17 protein-coding genes are annotated in these 18614 nt (G+C 47.0%); 6 read left to right on the top strand and 11 right to left on the bottom strand.

The features are described 5' to 3' along the window. The first annotated feature begins 47 nt into the window (after positions 1 to 47). Entirely contained in the window at positions 48 to 1487 is a 1440-nt protein-coding gene (locus H6F77_RS08730) for a phosphoglucomutase/phosphomannomutase family protein (RefSeq protein ID WP_190487371.1), read from the top strand. A gap of 77 nt (positions 1488 to 1564) precedes the next feature. After that, a complete protein-coding gene (locus tag H6F77_RS08725) occupies positions 1565 to 1828 on the top strand; it encodes a LapA family protein (protein WP_190487369.1) in 264 nt (87 codons plus the stop codon). A gap of 64 nt (positions 1829 to 1892) precedes the next feature. On the opposite strand, the gene H6F77_RS08720 is transcribed toward H6F77_RS08725, so the two are convergent. From H6F77_RS08720 to H6F77_RS08700, 5 genes are all read right to left on the bottom strand, one after another. Continuing rightward, positions 1893 to 2465 carry a thermonuclease family protein gene (locus H6F77_RS08720; RefSeq protein WP_190487367.1) on the bottom strand — a complete coding sequence of 191 codons (573 nt, stop codon included), beginning with the start codon at positions 2463 to 2465 and terminating at the stop codon, positions 1893 to 1895. Between the two features lie 171 nt (positions 2466 to 2636). Then, on the bottom strand, positions 2637 to 2906 hold the full coding sequence (locus H6F77_RS08715; protein ID WP_190487365.1) for a DUF4351 domain-containing protein: 270 nt from the start codon (positions 2904 to 2906) through the stop codon (positions 2637 to 2639). Then, a complete protein-coding gene (locus tag H6F77_RS08710; RefSeq protein WP_190487363.1) occupies positions 2903 to 3835 on the bottom strand; it encodes a DUF4351 domain-containing protein in 933 nt (310 codons plus the stop codon). The genes H6F77_RS08715 and H6F77_RS08710 overlap by 4 nt, the downstream gene beginning before the upstream one ends. A gap of 26 nt (positions 3836 to 3861) precedes the next feature. Continuing rightward, positions 3862 to 6822 carry a DNA polymerase I gene (gene polA / locus H6F77_RS08705; protein WP_190487361.1) on the bottom strand — a complete coding sequence of 987 codons (2961 nt, stop codon included), beginning with the start codon at positions 6820 to 6822 and terminating at the stop codon, positions 3862 to 3864. 54 nt (positions 6823 to 6876) lie between these two features. Further along, the gene (locus H6F77_RS08700) at positions 6877 to 7848 is read right to left on the bottom strand and encodes a cation diffusion facilitator family transporter (RefSeq protein ID WP_242022007.1); all 972 of its coding nucleotides are present in this window, start codon (positions 7846 to 7848) and stop codon (positions 6877 to 6879) included. A gap of 144 nt (positions 7849 to 7992) precedes the next feature. On the opposite strand from H6F77_RS08700, the gene H6F77_RS08695 reads away from it, so the two are divergent. Beyond that, complete coding sequence (locus H6F77_RS08695) at positions 7993 to 8865, top strand: Cof-type HAD-IIB family hydrolase (protein WP_190487352.1); 873 nt, start codon at positions 7993 to 7995, stop codon at positions 8863 to 8865. A 230-nt stretch (positions 8866 to 9095) separates the two neighbouring features. On the opposite strand, the gene H6F77_RS08690 is transcribed toward H6F77_RS08695, so the two are convergent. After that, a complete protein-coding gene (locus H6F77_RS08690; protein WP_190487351.1) occupies positions 9096 to 10007 on the bottom strand; it encodes a hypothetical protein in 912 nt (303 codons plus the stop codon). Between the two features lie 41 nt (positions 10008 to 10048). Between H6F77_RS08690 and H6F77_RS08685 the strand changes: the two genes are divergently transcribed. After that, entirely contained in the window at positions 10049 to 10744 is a 696-nt protein-coding gene (locus H6F77_RS08685; RefSeq protein WP_190487348.1) for a Crp/Fnr family transcriptional regulator, read from the top strand. On the opposite strand, the gene H6F77_RS08680 is transcribed toward H6F77_RS08685, so the two are convergent. From H6F77_RS08680 to H6F77_RS08660, 5 genes are all read right to left on the bottom strand, one after another. Further along, a complete protein-coding gene (locus H6F77_RS08680; protein WP_190487347.1) occupies positions 10741 to 11790 on the bottom strand; it encodes a PstS family phosphate ABC transporter substrate-binding protein in 1050 nt (349 codons plus the stop codon). The genes H6F77_RS08685 and H6F77_RS08680 overlap by 4 nt on opposite strands. A gap of 142 nt (positions 11791 to 11932) precedes the next feature. Beyond that, positions 11933 to 12910: a PstS family phosphate ABC transporter substrate-binding protein gene (locus tag H6F77_RS08675; RefSeq protein WP_190487345.1), complete on the bottom strand. Its 978-nt coding sequence runs from the start codon at positions 12908 to 12910 to the stop codon at positions 11933 to 11935. A gap of 33 nt (positions 12911 to 12943) precedes the next feature. Further along, positions 12944 to 14374 (bottom strand): ABC transporter substrate-binding protein, encoded by a 1431-nt coding sequence (locus tag H6F77_RS08670; protein ID WP_190487343.1) that lies wholly within the window; start codon positions 14372 to 14374, stop codon positions 12944 to 12946. A gap of 27 nt (positions 14375 to 14401) precedes the next feature. Further along, a complete protein-coding gene (locus H6F77_RS08665; RefSeq protein WP_190487340.1) occupies positions 14402 to 15853 on the bottom strand; it encodes a serine/threonine-protein kinase in 1452 nt (483 codons plus the stop codon). A gap of 192 nt (positions 15854 to 16045) precedes the next feature. Beyond that, positions 16046 to 17068 carry a LysR family transcriptional regulator gene (locus tag H6F77_RS08660; RefSeq protein WP_190487339.1) on the bottom strand — a complete coding sequence of 341 codons (1023 nt, stop codon included), beginning with the start codon at positions 17066 to 17068 and terminating at the stop codon, positions 16046 to 16048. Between the two features lie 206 nt (positions 17069 to 17274). On the opposite strand from H6F77_RS08660, the gene H6F77_RS08655 reads away from it, so the two are divergent. Continuing rightward, positions 17275 to 17991 carry an NnrU family protein gene (locus H6F77_RS08655; RefSeq protein WP_190487337.1) on the top strand — a complete coding sequence of 239 codons (717 nt, stop codon included), beginning with the start codon at positions 17275 to 17277 and terminating at the stop codon, positions 17989 to 17991. Between the two features lie 86 nt (positions 17992 to 18077). Then, on the top strand, positions 18078 to 18419 hold the full coding sequence (locus H6F77_RS08650) for a thioredoxin family protein (protein WP_190487335.1): 342 nt from the start codon (positions 18078 to 18080) through the stop codon (positions 18417 to 18419). Positions 18420 to 18614: the final 195 nt, after the last annotated feature.

The following is an 18614-nucleotide window of genomic DNA, read 5'->3' as shown; positions in this document are numbered from 1 at the left end:
ATTGTGATTTAGTACGATGATTGTGAAATCACGAGGAAGTGGTCAAAATGAGTGCAGTCAGCAGTTCAAAGAAGATACAATTTGGCACCGATGGATGGCGGGGGATTATTGCAGATGACTTTACTTTCGCCAACGTGTGTAAAGCTACACGCGCGATCGCAAGTTATCTCGAAACCGCCTACTCCAAAGACCGCCCCGTATTGGTTGCCTATGATACTCGCTTTTTAGCCGATCAGTTCGCTAGTACTGCCGCCTCTGTGCTGGCAGATTTGGGTTGGACTGTCAAAATTGTCGATCGCGATTGCCCAACTCCTGTAATAGCTTACAACGCCAAGATTCTCAACTCAGCTGGGGCGCTGATGTTTACCGCCAGCCACAACCCCGCCCCTTACTGTGGCATCAAGTATATCCCCGACTACGCTGGCCCTGCTACGCCAGAAATTACCGATACAATTGTCGCTAACATCGAAGGTGCATCAGATGCACCGCCGAAAGGCAGCAATGCTGAAAAGATTTCTACCTTTGACCCCAAGCCAGAATATTTAAAGTTTATTTACACCCTGCTTGATGTAGAGCGGATTCGTAGCGCCGGACTGAAGGTGAAGTACGATGCTCTGTATTCCACCTCTCGCGGCTACCTAGATACTGTTTTGGAACACTGCGGTTGCACTACAGAATCCTTCCACACCTACCGCGATGTGCTGTTTGGGGGGGGGATGCCAGAACCCAAGGGAGAACAACTGGTTGAACTGGTGGAAGCCGTCAAGAAAGATAAAGCAGATTTAGGCTTGGCGACGGATGGAGATAGCGATCGCTTCGGCATTGTAGACGAACAAGGCAACGTCCTCACCCCCAATACCGTGCTGCTGTTGCTAGCGCGTCACTTAGTCAAAAACAAAGGCAAAAACGGCGCAATTGTCCGCACGGTTGCTACCACGCATCTGCTGGATAATCTCGCTGGTAAATACGGCTTGCAAATTTATGAGACAGCCGTAGGCTTTAAGTACATCGGCGCCAAGATGCGCGAAACCACCGTACTAATTGGCGGCGAAGAATCGGGCGGCTTAAGCATCATCGGGCACATTCCAGAAAAAGATGGAATATTAGCCGATATGTTAGTAGCAGAAGCGATCGCCTATGAAGGGAAACCGCTGAGTCAGTTAGTCGAAGAAGCGATCGCCGAAGCAGATGGCCCTCTGTACAACAAGCGCCTAGACTTGCACTTAGAGGATGCCCACAAAGCTGCTGTTATCGAATCTTTTACTAAGAATCCACCCGCAGAAGTTGCCGGAATTAAGGTTAAGGAAGTAGGGCGCAAAGACGGCATCAAACTCTACTTAGAAGAAGGTAGCTGGATACTGTTGCGTCCATCGGGAACTGAACCGCTGATGCGCGTTTATCTGGAAACTAACACGCCAGAAAAAGTTACGCAAATTGCCGAGAAGATGGAACAAACGATTAATCAGTTAGAACCTGTAGGAGTTTAATTACTGAACGCCAAAGATGAACGTAGATAGAGTAGATAAGTACCTGCTACAGTCTGCGTTCATCTGCGGTTACAAATATGAAAATTATTGCCAATCTGTTAGTGTCTCTAGTTGTAGCGATCGCCCTTGCAGCGATCGCTATACTATCCGTCCAAAATGCCACGCCAGTGTCGCTAAAGTTGTTGGTTTTCCAGTCAATACAAATACCAGTGGGTGTCATCCTCGCATTTAGTGCGGGTGTGGGATTGCTGGGGGGAGCGCTCGCGCCACTTTTCTTGCAGAATGACAACAGACAGACGCGATCGCAGAGCGATCGCTTAGAGAATGAGGATGATTTTTGATGGTGATAGTTCATAGTTCATAGTTGATTGCTATGAACTATGGACTATCACCATTAGCTATTACCTACTTACTTTCCTTCCGATACTCCCAAGGTTCCAAAAATTTGGAGTCACTCCAAATGCCGCGTTTGCTCTTTTTTGCTAAGGCTTCTGCTTGCTGAACGGCGGCGGCGCTGGGACAGTTTTTGATGTATTGATTGTAGACCATTACTAGCCCCTCTTTTGCCAAGACTTCCTGCACAAAAGTGCCATCGGGTAGGCGCACCTCACTTACTTTGCGTCCGTAGCGGTCGGTATCGACAACAGTCAAAACAACGCGATCGCCCCCTTGGTTTATAAGCTGTTGCAATCGCGCTTGGGCTTTTTCGCCCCACTTGAATTGATTTTTATCAACAGCTTTTTTGCTTTGCTTTTCTGCATTAGTATGGGCAATTTCAGGTGCATCGACACACGCGAAGCGGACGTTGATGTTGTTTCCGCTGGGATCTATCACGCCGATAGTGTCGCCGTCGCTAACACGCTTAACCGAGTAGCCGCGTGGCCCAAAAAGGTTATTACATCCAACTAAGCTAAGAATGAGGATACCGACACCGAGATATTGGAGGGAGTGTTTGATTAGTTTGCGAGTGCGGGTCATTATAGATATGGATCGCTAAGGAAACTTTTAGCAGCACAGATGTTTTCCATCGTGGCATAGTTCCAGCGTGCGATCGCGCTTTTAACCGCCACTTATTTAAGGTATTTGAACGAATATAACCAAACTTACTAGCAAGCAAGCTAGTGCGTTGCTCTACATCTGCGATCGCGCTCATTTCTCCTCGCCGATTCGTTGCAAATGCGCTTCTAAATCCGCAACAGAGGAGAAATCAAGCAAAGCTTCTGCTAAATCTTCTAACTGAGTCAGCGATAACTGGCCAATGCGCTCTTGTAACGATGGGTTAACTGCACCGATTCTCTTGGGAAGTTGGCGCATAATCAGCGACAGCGCCTCTGACTGCTTTCCTTCCTCCTTTCCTAGCTGCTTTCCTTGTTCAATACCTTCTTCCATCCAGCTAGTAACGATTTGCATAACGCTCATCCCTCCTCTGAGAGTCCTTGCAAATGCGCTTCTAAATCAGCAACAGAAGAGAAATCAAGCAACGCTTCTGCTAAATCTTCTAACTGAGTCAGCGATAACTGGCCAATGCGCTCTTGTAACAATGGGTTAACTGCACCAATTCTCTTGGGAAGTTGGCGCATAATCAGCGACAGCATTGCTTCGTGCTTTCCTCGTTGTAGCCCCTGTTCAATACCTTCTTCCATCCAGCTAGTGACGATTTGCATAACTACCTCCTGCTCAACTGGCTCCATACTAGCAATCTCGGCTCGTAAAAGCAGTTCTTCCTCTCGACTCAAGCGCAGATAAGTGTCAATAAACCCGGAAATTAATTGCATTCGCGCTGCATCTAATCGCAATGTTGCCAGCAGACGCAAACATTCCAATTTCACCTGACGGCGCTCTTGCGGATCTATGTTCATTTTAGCCATCAGCGCACTGGCTACTGGATTTTGGTGCTGCAAGAAATCTCGCCAATTTAGCCGATTTAGCTGAATGACATCATAGTTGAACTGCAAAACTACTTTATTAGGAAATCCGACTTGATGAAAATTCGGCTGTTGGCTTTTTGGTCGGTTGTAAGAAAATATAGCTATGGGGTATACAGGAATGGCGAATTTCTCATACAGTCGCGCAAAGTAACGAAACATCCGCTGGCTAAAATCAAGTTCATGTCGGGATTGGTTTTCTATGTGAATCAAGAAGAAAGAATCCTGACCTTGAAATTTAGCTTTCACCACTAAATCCGCTTCATATCTTTCCCCAGCGGTGACATCAGTAAAAACTTCCTTATCTACAAACTCTATAGAGTCGCGTTCCAGATAAGCTACGACATCTGGAAAAAACAATTCTAGGAACTCCACAAAAAAAGTTGTAAGGAGTTCCTTAAACAAGCGATCGTGGTCAATCATTCATCTCTAACATGTTGAGTTTAAACTTACTTAGTCTCCATCCAATTTTGTCCAGAATGGATATCAACCACTAGAGGAACGCTCAGAGAAACAGCATTTTCCATCGCTGACTTAATCTTAGGCTGTAATTCTTCCCATTCAGAAGGAGGGACTTCAAACACTAATTCATCGTGAACTTGCAATAGCAACCGCGTTTGATAATTCTGCAAAATTTCGTGCAATTTTACCATCGCAATTTTGATAATATCAGCGCTAGAACCTTGAATCGGTGCATTGGCTGCGGCGCGTAAAAGTTGTGCGTCGTTACCGCTAATTCTTTTGAGTTCAGAAAGATTAACTTCATCTGGGTTGCGACGTTTATTCAGGCTAGAACCCTCGAATTTAAAATAGCGGCGCCGTCCTAAAATTGTCTCAACATAGCCGTGCGCGATCGCTTCTTTCTTCACTCTTTGCAAATACTCAAATACCTTGGGATAGCGATCGTTGAATCGCTTAATAAACTCGCTAGCATTGTTCTTGTCCACCCCAGTTGAACGCGCAAACCTCAACGCACCCATCCCATAAATCACGCCAAAATTAATTGTCTTCGCCAATCGTCTCTCTTCTGATGTGATATCTTCCTTATCAAAAATTAGCCTAGCAGTGACAGTGTGAATATCTTGATTATTCCGATAAGCTTCAACCAACACTGGTTCTTGACTCAAGTGAGCCAAAATTCTTAACTCAACTTGCGAGTAATCCGCCGCCACCAACAACCAATCTTGTTGTGGTAAAAATGCTCCGCGAATCCTCTGACTAAACGCCGTCCGTATGGGAATATTTTGCAAATTCGGGTTAGAAGAAGATAATCTCCCCGTCGCTGTAACAGTTTGGTTAAAATCTGTATGCACCCGCCCAGTATCTTCACGTATCAGAAGGGGTAGCGCGTCCACATAAGTAGACTTTAACTTAGATAAAGTACGATACTCCAAAATCGCATCAACAACTGGGTGATCTCCTTGCAGTTTTTCCAGCGTCGCCGCGTCAGTAGAATAACCCGTCGCAATTTTGCGAGATTTCTTGGTGTCTAATTTGAGCGTATCAAATAGTAGCTGACTCAGCTTTTTGGGCGAACCTAAATTGAACTTTTCCCCAGCTACTTCATAAGCTTTTTCCTCAAGGGAGGCTAAATCTTTTTCTAACTGTTGTGAGAGTTCTTTAAGATATGCGGCGTCAACCCTAATGCCAAAATACTCCATTTGAGCTAAAACTGGCTCTACAGGCTGCTCTACTTCCAGCAGCAGCTTGTGTAGCACGGGAATTTTATCAAGTTCTTCGCGAAGTTTAGGAACTAGCGCGAACGTGGTATATACATCCATACCGCAGTATTCTGCGACAGTGGGAATATCCAAGTCGGAGATATTTTTGCCTTTGGCTAATCCTAATTCTTTGTAACTTTTTGCCCTTACTCCTTCCAAATATCTCTGCGATAGTTCGGTTAGATTATGAGTACCCTCTGGATTCAGCACGTAACTAGCAAGCATCGTGTCAAACACAACCCCAGCCAGTTTAATTCCCTGACAGCGGAGAACTAAACGATCGAATTTTGCATTCTGCAACGATTTGGGATATTCTGTATTTTCCAGAATCGGACGCAATGCTTCTAAAGCAGCGGTCTTATCTAAATTGTTGCCCGTTTTGTGAGCGAGGGGAATATAGGCGATCGCGTCTTTCTCCGTTCCCCAACAACAGCCAATTCCTACTAAATCACTATCTCTCGGCTCTAAATCACTTGTTTCTGTATCCCACGCAACTGGTGTCGCCGGATTGGTGAAAGTTTGCAGAAGTTTAACCAGTTCGGTAAGTTTTTCTGGAGTATCAATAATCCGGGGATTAATTAAGGATGGCTCTTTCTTCCCAGCGGCTGCGGTATCGGCTGCACTGAAAAACCACAAATCATTATCATAATCATCATCTATTGCAGGCTGACTATCCTCAACTTGAGAAGCAGAAGTTGCGGATGAAACTCCGTCCGCAGCCGAGTTTTCTTCTTCAACTTTGCCACCAAATGCTTGTTGGAGTTGTTTAACTTTAGCCACATAAGACCTAAATTCTAATTTCTCCAAAAGTGGGACAAGCGGCTCGCTATCAAATCCCTTTAGCTGGCAGTCTTCTAAACTAATCTCCAGGGGAACATCAACAACTATTTGCGCTAAGTGCTGCGACTTGTAAGCGTCTTCTTTACCAGTTTCCAGCTTTTTCTTAACGGCACCTTGAATCTTATCCAAAGATGCATAAATTCCCTCAAGCGAGCCGTAGTCTGTCAGCAACTTCACGGCTGTTTTATCACCAATTCCCTTAACTCCGGGGATGTTATCTGAAGCATCGCCGCACAGAGCTTTGTAATCTACAACCTGCGCTGGTTCTATACCTAGTTTAGCTTTAACTTGTTCTGGCCCAAATTCTACTGGCCCTGCGCTGCTGCTGCGCTGCCAAAAATTTTGCCCCAAATATAAAACGCTAATTCCTTTTGCTGTATCAACGAGTTGAAATAAATCGCGATCGCCTGTTACTATCTTCACCCGATAACCTGCTGCGCTGAACCGTTGAGCCAAAGTTCCCAACACATCATCCGCCTCAAAGCCGGGAGCCGTTACAATTGGCACGTTGAAGGCATCCAACAGTTCGTGGAGATTTTTGAGGTCTTCGATGAAGTCTTCCGGCGTCTCTGCGCGGTCGGCTTTATATGTATCGTCGGCTTCGTGGCGGAAAGTGGGCAAACCGAGGTCAAAGGCGATCGCGATCGCCTGTGGCTGCTGGGATGCCATTACTTCTAGCAACGATTTGATGAAGCCAAAACATACGCTGGTAGGAATTCCAGTCTTTGTCTTTAAACCTCCGTCTCTCCCTTTGGCAAAGGCGAAGTAGGAACGGTAGGCTAAGGAGTGTCCATCCACGAGGATGAACAGGGGCAGAGTTTCCGGGGAGACAGAATTGGATTGCGACATAATTTTTATTTTACCCACCCGGGTCTTATCGATGGTCGGCTGGATTTGTATGTATTAATTGTTGCTGTAGAGGTCGTCTTGGTCGTTCTCTTGCGCCTCAGTAAGCTCATCATCAATATAGAAGGTTGTCTGTACCGAACCGTACCGATCGCGGATGGCTCCCTCTATGCGTTCTGCGATCGCATTAGCAGCATGGTTAAAGTCTGGATGCAAAATCAGATGCATCTGCACGTACACCATGCGCCCTACTATTCCCTGCGAGCGAATTTGATAACAGTGCGTGACGCCGCCAACGGAACGGGCGATTTGAGCTAGCACTTCTGGCGCGATCGCTGTTTGCTGTACCAATAAAGGTAGCTGCCAGTTGAGCGTTCGCCAAAAACTTGTAATAGCCACAAAAGTAAATAATATTGCCGCCACGACATCTAGCCACATTACACCCCACCCAACTCCTAACAACGCCAGCAGCGCCAGAACCGTCAGCCACGCATCCCTTAGTAATTGTCCAGCGTTGAAACGCAGCAGTGGGCTGTTGAGGACTTTGGCTTGGTAGACGCCCATAAAGGCCAACCCCAGGCTGGCGGCGACAACGACGCCCAAGAGCTGAAGCAGGGGTAGACTGACGCGGACGGTAAAGGGAGACACTCTTCCCCCCACCCCAGCAAGTTGAGAAACGGACATCCCAAATAAATTTATGGTTGCATAGCCCAAAAAAGCGGCGATCGCGATCGCGATCGCCGCTTCCCGCTTGCCATGACCCCATACTTGGCTCCCCGTTGGGCGTTCTGTTTCGGTAAGAGCGAGTAAACTTACAAGGGTACTGAAGCTGGCAATTAGGGTGTGCAACGATTCTGCCAAAAGACTGAGCGATCGCGTCACCCATGCTGCTGAAACTTTGACTGACAATACGAACAATGTGAGCCAAAGCGTTGCAACTAATACCAAACGACTCGCCCGATAGCGATTTTGTCCGTTTGTCATGGGGGGAACGCTATTACGCAAATTATCCACAACATTATCGGTCATTATCAGGTTTTCCTTTTATATAGGGAGTATTCGTTCTAGGCAGCTCTAACGAGGAGCGAGCTAAACCTGCTAACCTCTTACTGGCATTATTCGTTAAATCACTGGCCAAGTCGGTCTTTTCAGCAGCCGGACGAAAAAGCAATTATGCAGATAACACCCGCCGCTCACTCTCTGAACCCAAGCGCTGTTTGTGCCAATTCTATAGATATTCGATTGCTCGTGCTAGATATTGATGGCACTATTGCTGGGGAGTCGAACAATATCCGCGAACCTGTCAAGCAAGCGATTAAAGCAGCTCAGGCTAAGGGCATTCAAGTGGCGATCGCCACTGGTCGTATGTATCGTTCTGCCTTGCGCTTCCATCAAGAAGTTGGCTCTACGCTGCCGCTGTTAGTTTACCAAGGAGCGCTGATTAAAGACCCCCTAACTCAGCAAGTTCATCGCCACTGGCCTGTTTCTAAACAAACTGCCCTGCAATTATTAGACCACTTCGAGGAGCCTGAACTGCGATCGCTGCTTTCTGTTCATTTCTACATCAACGACGAGCTTTATGTCCGCGAAATTACGCCTACAACTGCTCTTTACGCCGAACGTTCCGGGATCGTGCCAATTGCAGTTGGTGACTTGCGTAATGCTTTGGATACCGAACCCACGAAGGTTTTAGCTCTGTGCGACGATACTGCAATTATTACCAATCTCCTTGGTACTCTGCGATCGCGTTACACTCCTGCTGAACTTTATCTCACTACTTCGGTTGCAAGTTTTTTTGAAGCCGCTAATCCCCTCGTGAGCAAGGGGACGGCTGTGCGTTACCTAGCCGAAGAGATGCTAGGACTGCAAGCCGCCAATGTTATGGCTATTGGCGATAACTTCAACGATCTCGAAATGCTGGAGTACGCTGGCGTTGGTGTTGCGATGGGCAATGCACCAGCCGATGTACAGGCGATCGCTCAATGGGTCGCTCCCACTGTTGAGGAAGATGGAGCCGCTGCCGCAATTGAAGCTTTCCTGCTTTAGTATCCGCGTTCTAATTTTTTTATTTAAACAACCCCGTTTTTGCAGAGATGCGGGTTGTTTTCGCTCATCAAATCTTGCTTTAGATCAGAAAGAGGACCGACGACTGGCCGTGTTTCGTCTCGGTCCCCTTACTGGTTCGCTCCTCACACAAATGCAATACTACCCGACTTTTTCCACACTGTCAATATTTTTTATAAATATTATAAAAATTTTATAATATTGTATCTTCGCTAAAGTTCTATCGGTGCCGAAATGCCCCAGAATTCTTGCATTAGCAAGGAAAGTAGCAATTGAGAGACTGCGACCAAACCCAAGCGAGCGATCGCCAGTTCGCGCGCCTGCGTCTTCACTTCGCCCCAAATGCGACAACTGCTGTAAAAGCTCTCGAAAGCAATAGCAAGGTGAATCTTGCTATTGCCACTGGACTCCTCTGCGATCGCCCACAAACAAGCAATTAGGCGTAGTTCAGCCGGATGCACGAATCGGAGTTGCTGCAAACCATCCAGCCAGGGAATCGGCGCTGGGTCGATTATTTGGAACGCTGGAATATCGGGGTTAGGGTTGCTGAGTTCGATCAAGCCTTCCCTATGCCCCAAGCGCAGTAGCGAACAGCAGCGGGCATGGGCATACTGTAGCGGGAAGAGAGTGGTTTTGGCACGGGATGCAGCAGCCCACCCCTCCTCGTTCCCAGGCTCAGCCTGAGAACGATAATAGCGAGGCTCAGCCTCCATGAGTGTGTGTTGCAACCAAGCGGCTATTCCCTCGGCGGTCAATTGGAAGTTAATCCAGCCGGGGGGAACGACTTCGACGGTAAATTCTAATACAAATCGACCTGTCGTTATGTTGCAAGTTGGCAAACAGTCAACCAGCCCGCTAGCGATTTCGATAGCATTAAGATGCCAGAGGTTCGAGAGTTTGAGTGCGATCGCGCATCGGTACAGGCCGATTTTATCGTTCAGCCCTTGCAGGGGAATCGACGAGGCATCAAGCGGAACACACCGCATTCCCGACCTTTGCGTGTATAAATCGATTGCCACTTGCACCTGCTGCTGCAATAACTGCTTAATCGCAGGCCAATTTAACGAGGAATTTAGAGATAACAACTCCTCATTGGAAGTATTTTTTGCTACCTTGGACTCCATGTAAGATCAAAAAAGGACGCACGTCTTTTAACTCTCTATCTATGCATTCACTATCCCCTGAATCAGAGGCATCTCGACCCTTTTTAACTTGGCAAAGGATTTTAGACTGGGCACAAGAACACTATCGATTTCGCACCTTCAACAAAGATGAGCGAATTCCCGCTAGATCTGGACTGCTGTATCTAGTGCAACGCGGAGCCATCCGCTTAGTAGGTACAGCCCAAGTCAGTGCCCGCAAAAGCAAGCCAACGTCTCAATTGCAAAATCAACAGCTGCCAGAAGAAGCCTTTTTAGGCTTCGTGGGCGCGGGACAGCCGTTTGAAATTGTAGCCCAGTCTCCATTTACACTCCAAGCTTACGCCCATGTCGATCAGACCTCCGTGCTGTGGATGTACTGGCACGACCTGGACAACTGGCCTCACTTCCGGCGGGAAGTATTAGATGCCTTTAGGTATCAGCATCAGCGCAAGCTACTGTGGCTGAGTACGCTGGGACAGCGACGGACAATTGATAGATTGTTAGGATTTCTGACGCTATTGATTGAAGAATATGGAGAACCTAGCGATAAAGGTTACTGTCTGCCGTTTCCTTTGACTCACGCCCAAATTGGCAGCGCTATTGGTTCGACCCGCGTCACCGTCACCCGTTTGATGGGCAAGTTACGCAAAGATGGGTTAATCCGAAATCAAGATGATAATTTGATTTGTTTACCTGGAGATTCTGTTGCGTCTCGTTAACGTATTCTCACAAATCCAGCCTTAGCGATCGCTTCCTGACCTTCAGCCGATAGTAGCAAGTTTGCATAGGCTTCCCCTGCTTGCTGCTCTCTCTGATTATTTTGTTTAACTATCACAAACAGCTTGCGAGTAATCGGATACTGACCGTTTTGGAAAGCTGCTATATTCAGCTGATTGCGTTTGCCAGGACACTCTTGAGGAGATACGAATGGTTGCTGGTAGGGCATCACAAATTCCCCTGCTTTGCTCACCAGCGGTAAAGGCTTGATGCTACACTGCGGCACCACCTCTGGCGCAGACGCGAAGTAAATTCCACCAGTGTTGCTAGCGAGTTTTCTCAGCGCCGCAGTAGTGTCAGGCACAAACTCTACATTCGCACCAAAATTCCCTCCGCCCAGAATTTCTTCAACAAACAGTTCCACCGTACCGCCGTTCTGCTTGCGCGTATAGGGTTTAATTGGCACATCCGGGCCACCAACTTGTTTCCAGTTAGTAATTTTGCCAGTGTAAATAGATTTTAGCTGGTCTAAAGTCAGACCTTGAATATTCATGTTTGGGTTAACAGCTAAGGCCAAACCATCAATAGCAATAGCAATTTCTTTGAGGCTGAATCCGCGTTGCTGTGCTTGTCGATACTCCCGATCGGAAATACTGCGAGAGGATTGCGCGAAATCGAGTTTCCCGTCTAATAACATTTTGATGCCATTACCAGAACTTGCAGAGCCGCTGATGGGATTAACATAGCGTAGTTTAAACTCAGGTCTTGCCGCTTGTATGGCTGAGTCTACTGCAAGTCGAAGCGGGGCAAAAGAAGTACTGCCACCGTAGCTAAACAATCCAGTGGGGATATTTTGCACTTGGGCAAAGCCTTCGCCCCTAGATTGCCCCTGTTGAATGGATGCAGAATCGCTGGAGTTGGAGTTAGATGAACTACCGCTATTATTAACTCCAGACTTGCTAGTAAACCACCAAAATCCGCCAGCTAATAATGCAGCTGTAATCAAGAGGGCTAGGATCAAAACAGGAGTTTCATTTTTTTGAGACATATGCCGTTTATTGAATTAAACAGTGTCAGGGGGGAAAACTCTTTAGGGCGATCGCGTCCGATTTATTGCTCCTCCAAAGATAGTTATTAATGTTTCATAGCAACGAACACCAAACAATCAATAATTAACCTAACAACAACTTTTATCGAATGCTGACAAACCCAGCTTTTGCAAGTGCCGTCTGTCCCTGAGATGTTAGCATCAAATTAGCATAAGCTTCACCTGCTTTTTGGGCAATTTGCCCATCTTGTTTAATAATTACAAACAACCGACGAGTATTTGGATATTCACCGCTTTTGAAAGCATCAACGTTCAATTCGTTACGCTTATTTGGACACTGGTTTATGGGCACAAGCGGCTCTTTGTAAGGGGCAACCAGTTCATTAGCGTTACGGCCCAGCGGTAGCGGCTTAACATTACATTGAGTTACTAACAACGGTGCTGATGCGTAGAAAATACCCGCTGGATTAATAGCAACCCCGCGCAGAGCCTCGGTTGTAGTTGAAGCAAATTGAACATGGGAACCAGGTTTTTGTTCTGTTTTACTATAAGGCTTAATTTTTAGATTGGGGCCACCAATTTGATTCCAATTAGTAATCTTGCCTTCATAAATTTTATCTACTTGATCTACAGTCAGACCTGGAATATTTAAGCTAGGATGTACGACAACTGCCAGCGCGTCTATTGCTACTGGGATCTCTTTAAGTCCAATACCCCGTTGTTGCGCTTGCTGATAATATTTATCTGGTATAGGGATTGAGGACTGGGCAAAATCAAGTTGATTTTCTAACAACATCCGGATACCAGTTTCCGAGCTAGGTGCGCCTTTGCGGGGGTTAGTATAGCGTAGCTGGAACTTAGGCCATACTGTTTGAATATCTGCGTCTACTTCTTTGCGAACAGATGCCCAAGTTGAGCTACCACCATAGTTAAATAAACCGCTGGGGACACCGTGAACTTGGGCAAAAGTTTCACTTGTTGATTGTGGGGATTGATTGTTAGATGAATTACTGGTGTCAACGCCAGACTTAGGAGCAAGCAGCCAAAAGCCAATACCCACTAAACCAGCTGTGATTAAGACAGCTAAAACTAGAATAGTTGTTTCATTTTTTTGTGACATGATTGCCGTTGCTGGTTTATCAAATTACTATATCTATGGTGACACTGGCGCAAAATCATAACCAGTGCCAGAACGAGAAGAGTTAGACGGAATAATTTTTACTAGCTGGACGGGCGCATTGCGATCGCCTGAAGGTAAAAATCTAATAGTTCCAGATGCTCCTTGAGTAGAAAATTCTGGTGATGACAAAACTTCTTGCACTCCCGAACGTGTGGGATTGCGTTCTAGTGCAGCAACTAAAGCTTGCACTGCATCATATGATAAAGCAGTGCGCCAGTTCACATTTGCGCCACCCCAAAGTTGTTTGGATTGACGGAGAAAATCTGACTGTGTAGCTTCTGCGTCACTATGCCAAGGAACAGCCACTACCATTCCTTCTGCTGCTGCTCCGCCATCTTTTAAAGTCTTGATTCCATAAACATCATCTCCCGCCAAAATATTGAACTGTTTTTGATTAACCTGAACAACTTGTAGAGCTTGATCTAGTTTATTTGTATCGGCTGCTAGCATCAGCACATCGGCTTTTTGCCTCTTCGCTTGCTCCACGCTTTGAGCAGCATTAAAAGCTGAAGTTGATAAATCGATTTCACTTAATACCTGTCCGCCTTGTAAGGAAACAGCGGTGGAAAACTCCGATTTAAGAGATTTACTATAATCGCTCTGAGAATTGAAGAAAACAAAGGCATTTTTCCTCTGTAATTTCAACATATAATTTGCTAATGCCCTTGCAGCAACATAGTCGCTGGGAACAGTGCGGAAAACATAGCGGCTAATATTACTTAATTTTACAGAGGTACTGATGGGGGAAATGGTGACGAGTTTTCCAGAGTCATAAACTGGTGCTGCGGCTAAAGTTATCCCGCTCGCCCAATGACCTACAACTCCTAAAATTTCGGAGTTATTAACTAATTTTGTGGCAATTTCTTGGGCTTGTGTTTCTTGATTATTATCGTTGGCGATCGCTACTTTTAGCCGCAGTCCATTTCCACCCGCAGCCTGATTAATTTTATTTTGAGCCGTCGCCACGCCGCGCAAAATTTCCAAGGCTCCGTCTGCATCGCTACCAATAGGCGCGGCTACGGCAATTGTGTAAGATTTCTGTTCGCCAATTTGAGCATTATTGAGATAAATTCGTGTTTCCGGTGCGTTAGGGTTGAGCTTGAGCGCAGCTTGCAAATAGGAAACTGCTTGACTATAATTTTTTCCTGCAATTGCTGTTACTCCCTTTTGCTTTAAATCTACAAAGGGGGGATTGTTACTAACCTCTTTTGTGACTAAAATTTCTTCTCCAAAACTGATGTTGTCTTGCACCACAGGCTGGGATGGTGATGGAGTTGTTGAATCAGTTGACCCTGGAGGCGGTGGTTGGATACCTTTGGTAAATAACCATACACCCCCCGCCACTAATCCAATCGTTGCGATTAGAGTCAAGAGCAGAATAGTTGTTTCGTTACGTTGAGACATTTGGAGTTAGCAATCTCCGCGACTGGCTTATAAGAAACTAGATAGTAACTTGTAAATTAGGCGAAATAGAGCCGTAACCGCGATCGCTCCCGCTGCTGCGACAATTGCCACCATCAAGACAAATTGAATCTGGTTCCGTAGCAAAAACAAGACAATACCCAGCGTCACGCCAGCAATAATCGGCAAATCCTTACCTTCAATCAGGCGACGGTATTGTGCAAATACCAAACCACCTAAAATCATTCCCACTAATCCCGCCTTAATTGCTAATGGCACTAAAGTACCAATACCTAGAAACAGCAAGCCCCCCTCAAACCCCGTAAAGGCCGCTGCACCTAATACTTCCACCAAAGAAAATCTCGGTTTAGGAGGAGGTGGCACAACATTACCGCCCGACGTTGTGCCTGGTGGGGTTATGGGATGGGCTTGTTGTGTATGGGCTGGTGGCGGTGGCGGTGGCGGTGGCGGTGGCGGTGGCGGCTGGGTGTGTAGTTGTGGCGATGCTTTAGGGGTGAGGGCTTCGAGGACTTCTAGGGCTGATTGAAAGCGTTCGTTGGGAGCGCTTAAGAGCATCCGGTCTAAAATGTCTGCGAGGCGAGGCGCCAAGGGCGCTACCGCTTCGCTACCGCTACATTGCGCCTCGGTTCTCCAGTTCCAAGAATTTCTGAAAGTGTCAAATAGCTCGTTTGGCTGTTTGCCAGTCAGCAACACCAAGCAAGTGACAGCGAAAGCGTATAAATCGGTTGATGGAAATACTTGCCCTCCAGTCATTTGTTCAAGAGGAGCGTACCCAGGTGTATAAATTCCTGTCGAAGCACCACCAGGCACAACCTTAGCCGCTTGCTTGACTGCGCCAAAATCTAACAGATAAAGCCGACCTTTGCGATCGCGCATGATATTAGACAGCTTGATATCTCGGTGAATCGAGCCGTTTTCATGGACAAACTTCAGCACAGGAAGAATTTGCCCTAAAACTTCCAACACCTCGTTTTCTGAAAACTGTCCTTTTGCAGCTAATTCCTCCTCTAGAGTCTCACCATCGATAAATTGCTGCACCAAATAGAATAACTGTTCTTGCTTGTTACCCGCTGGCCAGTTGGGAACAGTCAACGGGAAAAAAGCAAAAAGGTCGGGAATTTGGTCGTTTTGGTGGCCAAGATCCTCTAAAACTTCTGCCTCGCGCTCAAATAACTTTTGAGCCTGTTCGAGTTGAGCTTGGTTGAGATCGCCAGAGGGCTGAAATTGTTTAACAACGCACTGGCGCATCTTGGGCATAAAGCGATCGCGTGCCAAAAACGCCGCCCCAAAACCCCCACGCCCTAGCAGCTTTGAAGGCAGATAGCGTTCCTGTAAAATCAGCGGCATCCCGCAGGTCGTGCAAAACTTCCTCTGTGCCGTCCTCAGAGTAGCGCTGTCATCGAGATCGGCAAAAAAATTGAGAGGACGCGGGCAGCCTGGACGGGTGCAGTAAATTTCCATGTGAGAACCATGAAGGCGAGCAAGATGAAGGCTAAAGGATAAAGAACCACTACCCCCCGCTGGTGAGGGGGTCAAGAGTAGGCTAAAGGCGGATCGTGCGTTGCTACAGGCAATGTCTGATACTTCTTATTTACTACTTCCTACTTCACACTTCTGACTTCATACTTCACAATGTATACTTTTGTTTTCTGATTAACTGCCATTAGCAGGCGTTCCTCTGTGTGGATGTGCCGCCGCTGCCTTTAAGACATCCGTTTCCAGCGAAGGCGGCTGCACCAGATGCTTTTCCCATCCCGGCGTGGCAAATTGGGGTAATATTTCCCGGCTAAAGGCTTCTGCTGCCTTCGAGCGGTAGCGGTTGGGGTTGACAATTACGGACAGCATCCGTTTTATAGTCACTTCCTCAATGTGAGCGTTGTGGAGTACGCCCATCTGCAACTCTTTTTCGATTGCCGCCAACGATACAAAGGCTGCTCCCAATCCTGCTTGTACGGCATTTTTAATCGCCTCAATTGAGTTTAGTTCCATCTCGATTTTGAGACGGCGGGGGTCAATATCGGCGCGAATTAGCACGTTGTCAATTACCTTACGGATGGTTGACTGGGAATCTAAGGCAATAAACTGCAATTTATAAAGGTCTTCTCTCTGGATGGTAGGGATTTTGGCCAAGGGATGAAAAACTGGCAAGATGAGGGCTAGTTCATCTTCCGCATATGGAATAATTTCTAAGGCGTCTTGCAGATCCGAAGGCACTTCTCCTCCAATGATCGCTAGGTCAACTTGACCGTTAGCGACGCTCCAGGCGGTGCGCCTAGTCGAGTGAACGTGCAATTGCACGGCCACATCCGGATAACTTTGCCGGAACAACCCGATCATGCGGGGCAGCAGATAGGTTCCTGTCGTCTGAGAAGCGCCTACAATCAGGGTGCCACCCTGGAGATTTTGCAGGTCTTCGATGGCGCGGCAGGTTTCCTGACAAAGTGTCAGGATTTTTTCGCCGTAGCTGAGGAGCAAGTGTCCTGCTTCTGTCAGTTGTGCCCGTCGTCCCCCCCGGTCGAACAACGGCACATCTAGCTGCCGTTCTAAGTTTTGCACTTGCAGACTAACGGCGGGTTGAGAGACATAGAGGCTATCGGCGGCACGCTTGAAGCTCCCCTCAGCGGCGATCGCTTTGAGAATGCGGAGTTGATCTAGAGTGAAAGGAAGGTCAGACATACGACTAAACCTAAAAGGCGAAAGGAGCGACTGAGGCAACCAACAATTTTGGAGATGGAGCCGACGCTCAAGCGATTAATTGCCCACTCCGTTGTAAAGCCTCTCAGAAATCGACAGTAACACAACACGAGATCAAGTCTCTCAGGGAATACCAAGAGGCGTTGACTGTAGTGAAATTTACCCTCTTTAAACTTACTTAAACATTGATGAGTTTTGACCGCTGGCAATTGGATAGCCATTTGATTATGCTGGGACTGCTGCTAGGCTTTGCTCTAGCTCATAGCGGCCTTGCTTCCCTCCGACCTTGGGGCGAAACTAAAATCGGCCCCCGCCTCTATCGCGTTCTCTTTGCCTTAGTCAGCCTACCTTTAGCAGTCGTGCTGATTGTTTATTTCTTTAATCATCGCTATGACGGCTTGCAGTTGTGGCAAGCTCAAGGCGTACCAGGAGTAAAACCCACCGTCTGGATACTGTCGGCAATTTCCTTCTTATTTCTTTACCCGGCGACCTTTAACCTACTCGAAATTGCCGCCATCCAAAAACCCGCAGTCCACCTCTACGAAACTGGGATCATCCGCATCACCAGACACCCCCAAATGGTAGGACAAGTAATTTGGTGTATCGCCCACACTCTCTGGATTGGCACCACCTTTACCCTAGTGACATCCATCGGGCTTGTCCTGCACCACGCTTTCGGTGTCTGGCATGGCGACAGGCGTCTGAGTAGCCGCTACGGGCAAGCCTTTGAAGCTGTAAAAGCCCGCACATCCATCGTCCCCTTTCTTGCCATTTTCCAAGGGCGCCAAACCCTCGAATGGCGGGAGTTTCTCCGTCCCTCCTACGTGGGTGTGGCTGGTTTTGTCTTCCTGCTGTGGTGGGCGCACCCGTTTCTATTACGAGTAACCGCAAATGTCAACTTGTAATTCCGTAATTAGGCTTAGCCAGATGATCCCAAATGGATATAACATGATCCCAAGAAATAGTAAAAATACATAAAACTCGAGGGAGCATGGTGCTGACTGTTAGCGATCGCACGTTTTCACAAGAAGTTTTAGAATCTTCCACTCCAGTGCTAGTTCATTTTTGGGCGCCCTGGTGTGGCCTTTGTCGGATAATTAATCCGCTACTGATGCGTTTTCAGTCAGATTGGGGCGCAAAAGTCAAATTAGTCGGAATTAATGCCGATCAAAGTTTAAAGCTCGCAAACACGTATCGGCTGACAACCCTACCCACAATAATCTTGTTTGAGAACGGCAAAGTCGTTCACCGACTCGAAGGCTTTAACGGACGGGAGGATTTGCTTCGGGCGCTAGAAAATACTATGGTAACTTCCTTACAAACTTCGGCTTAGTCAGGTGCGTTCTGGGCAGCGTCAGAAGGCTTCAAGGTTTTTGAGTTTTGCAATGCGTGAATTCGTACTCCTAACTGCTGACTCGCTTTCAGGCTAAAGCTTACGGCATACTCCGGAAATATTCTTCTTCCCACCGGCATAAAAGGCTGGTGTTTTTTTTATTTGTCAGCTTATTTCCTTGTTGTACATAATTCA

The sequence above is a fragment of the Microcoleus sp. FACHB-831 genome (genome assembly GCF_014695585.1).
GTDB lineage: Bacteria > Cyanobacteriota > Cyanobacteriia > Cyanobacteriales > FACHB-T130 > FACHB-831.
Note: the sequence above shows the minus strand (reverse complement) of the source record. Positions and strands in the feature narration are given on the sequence as shown.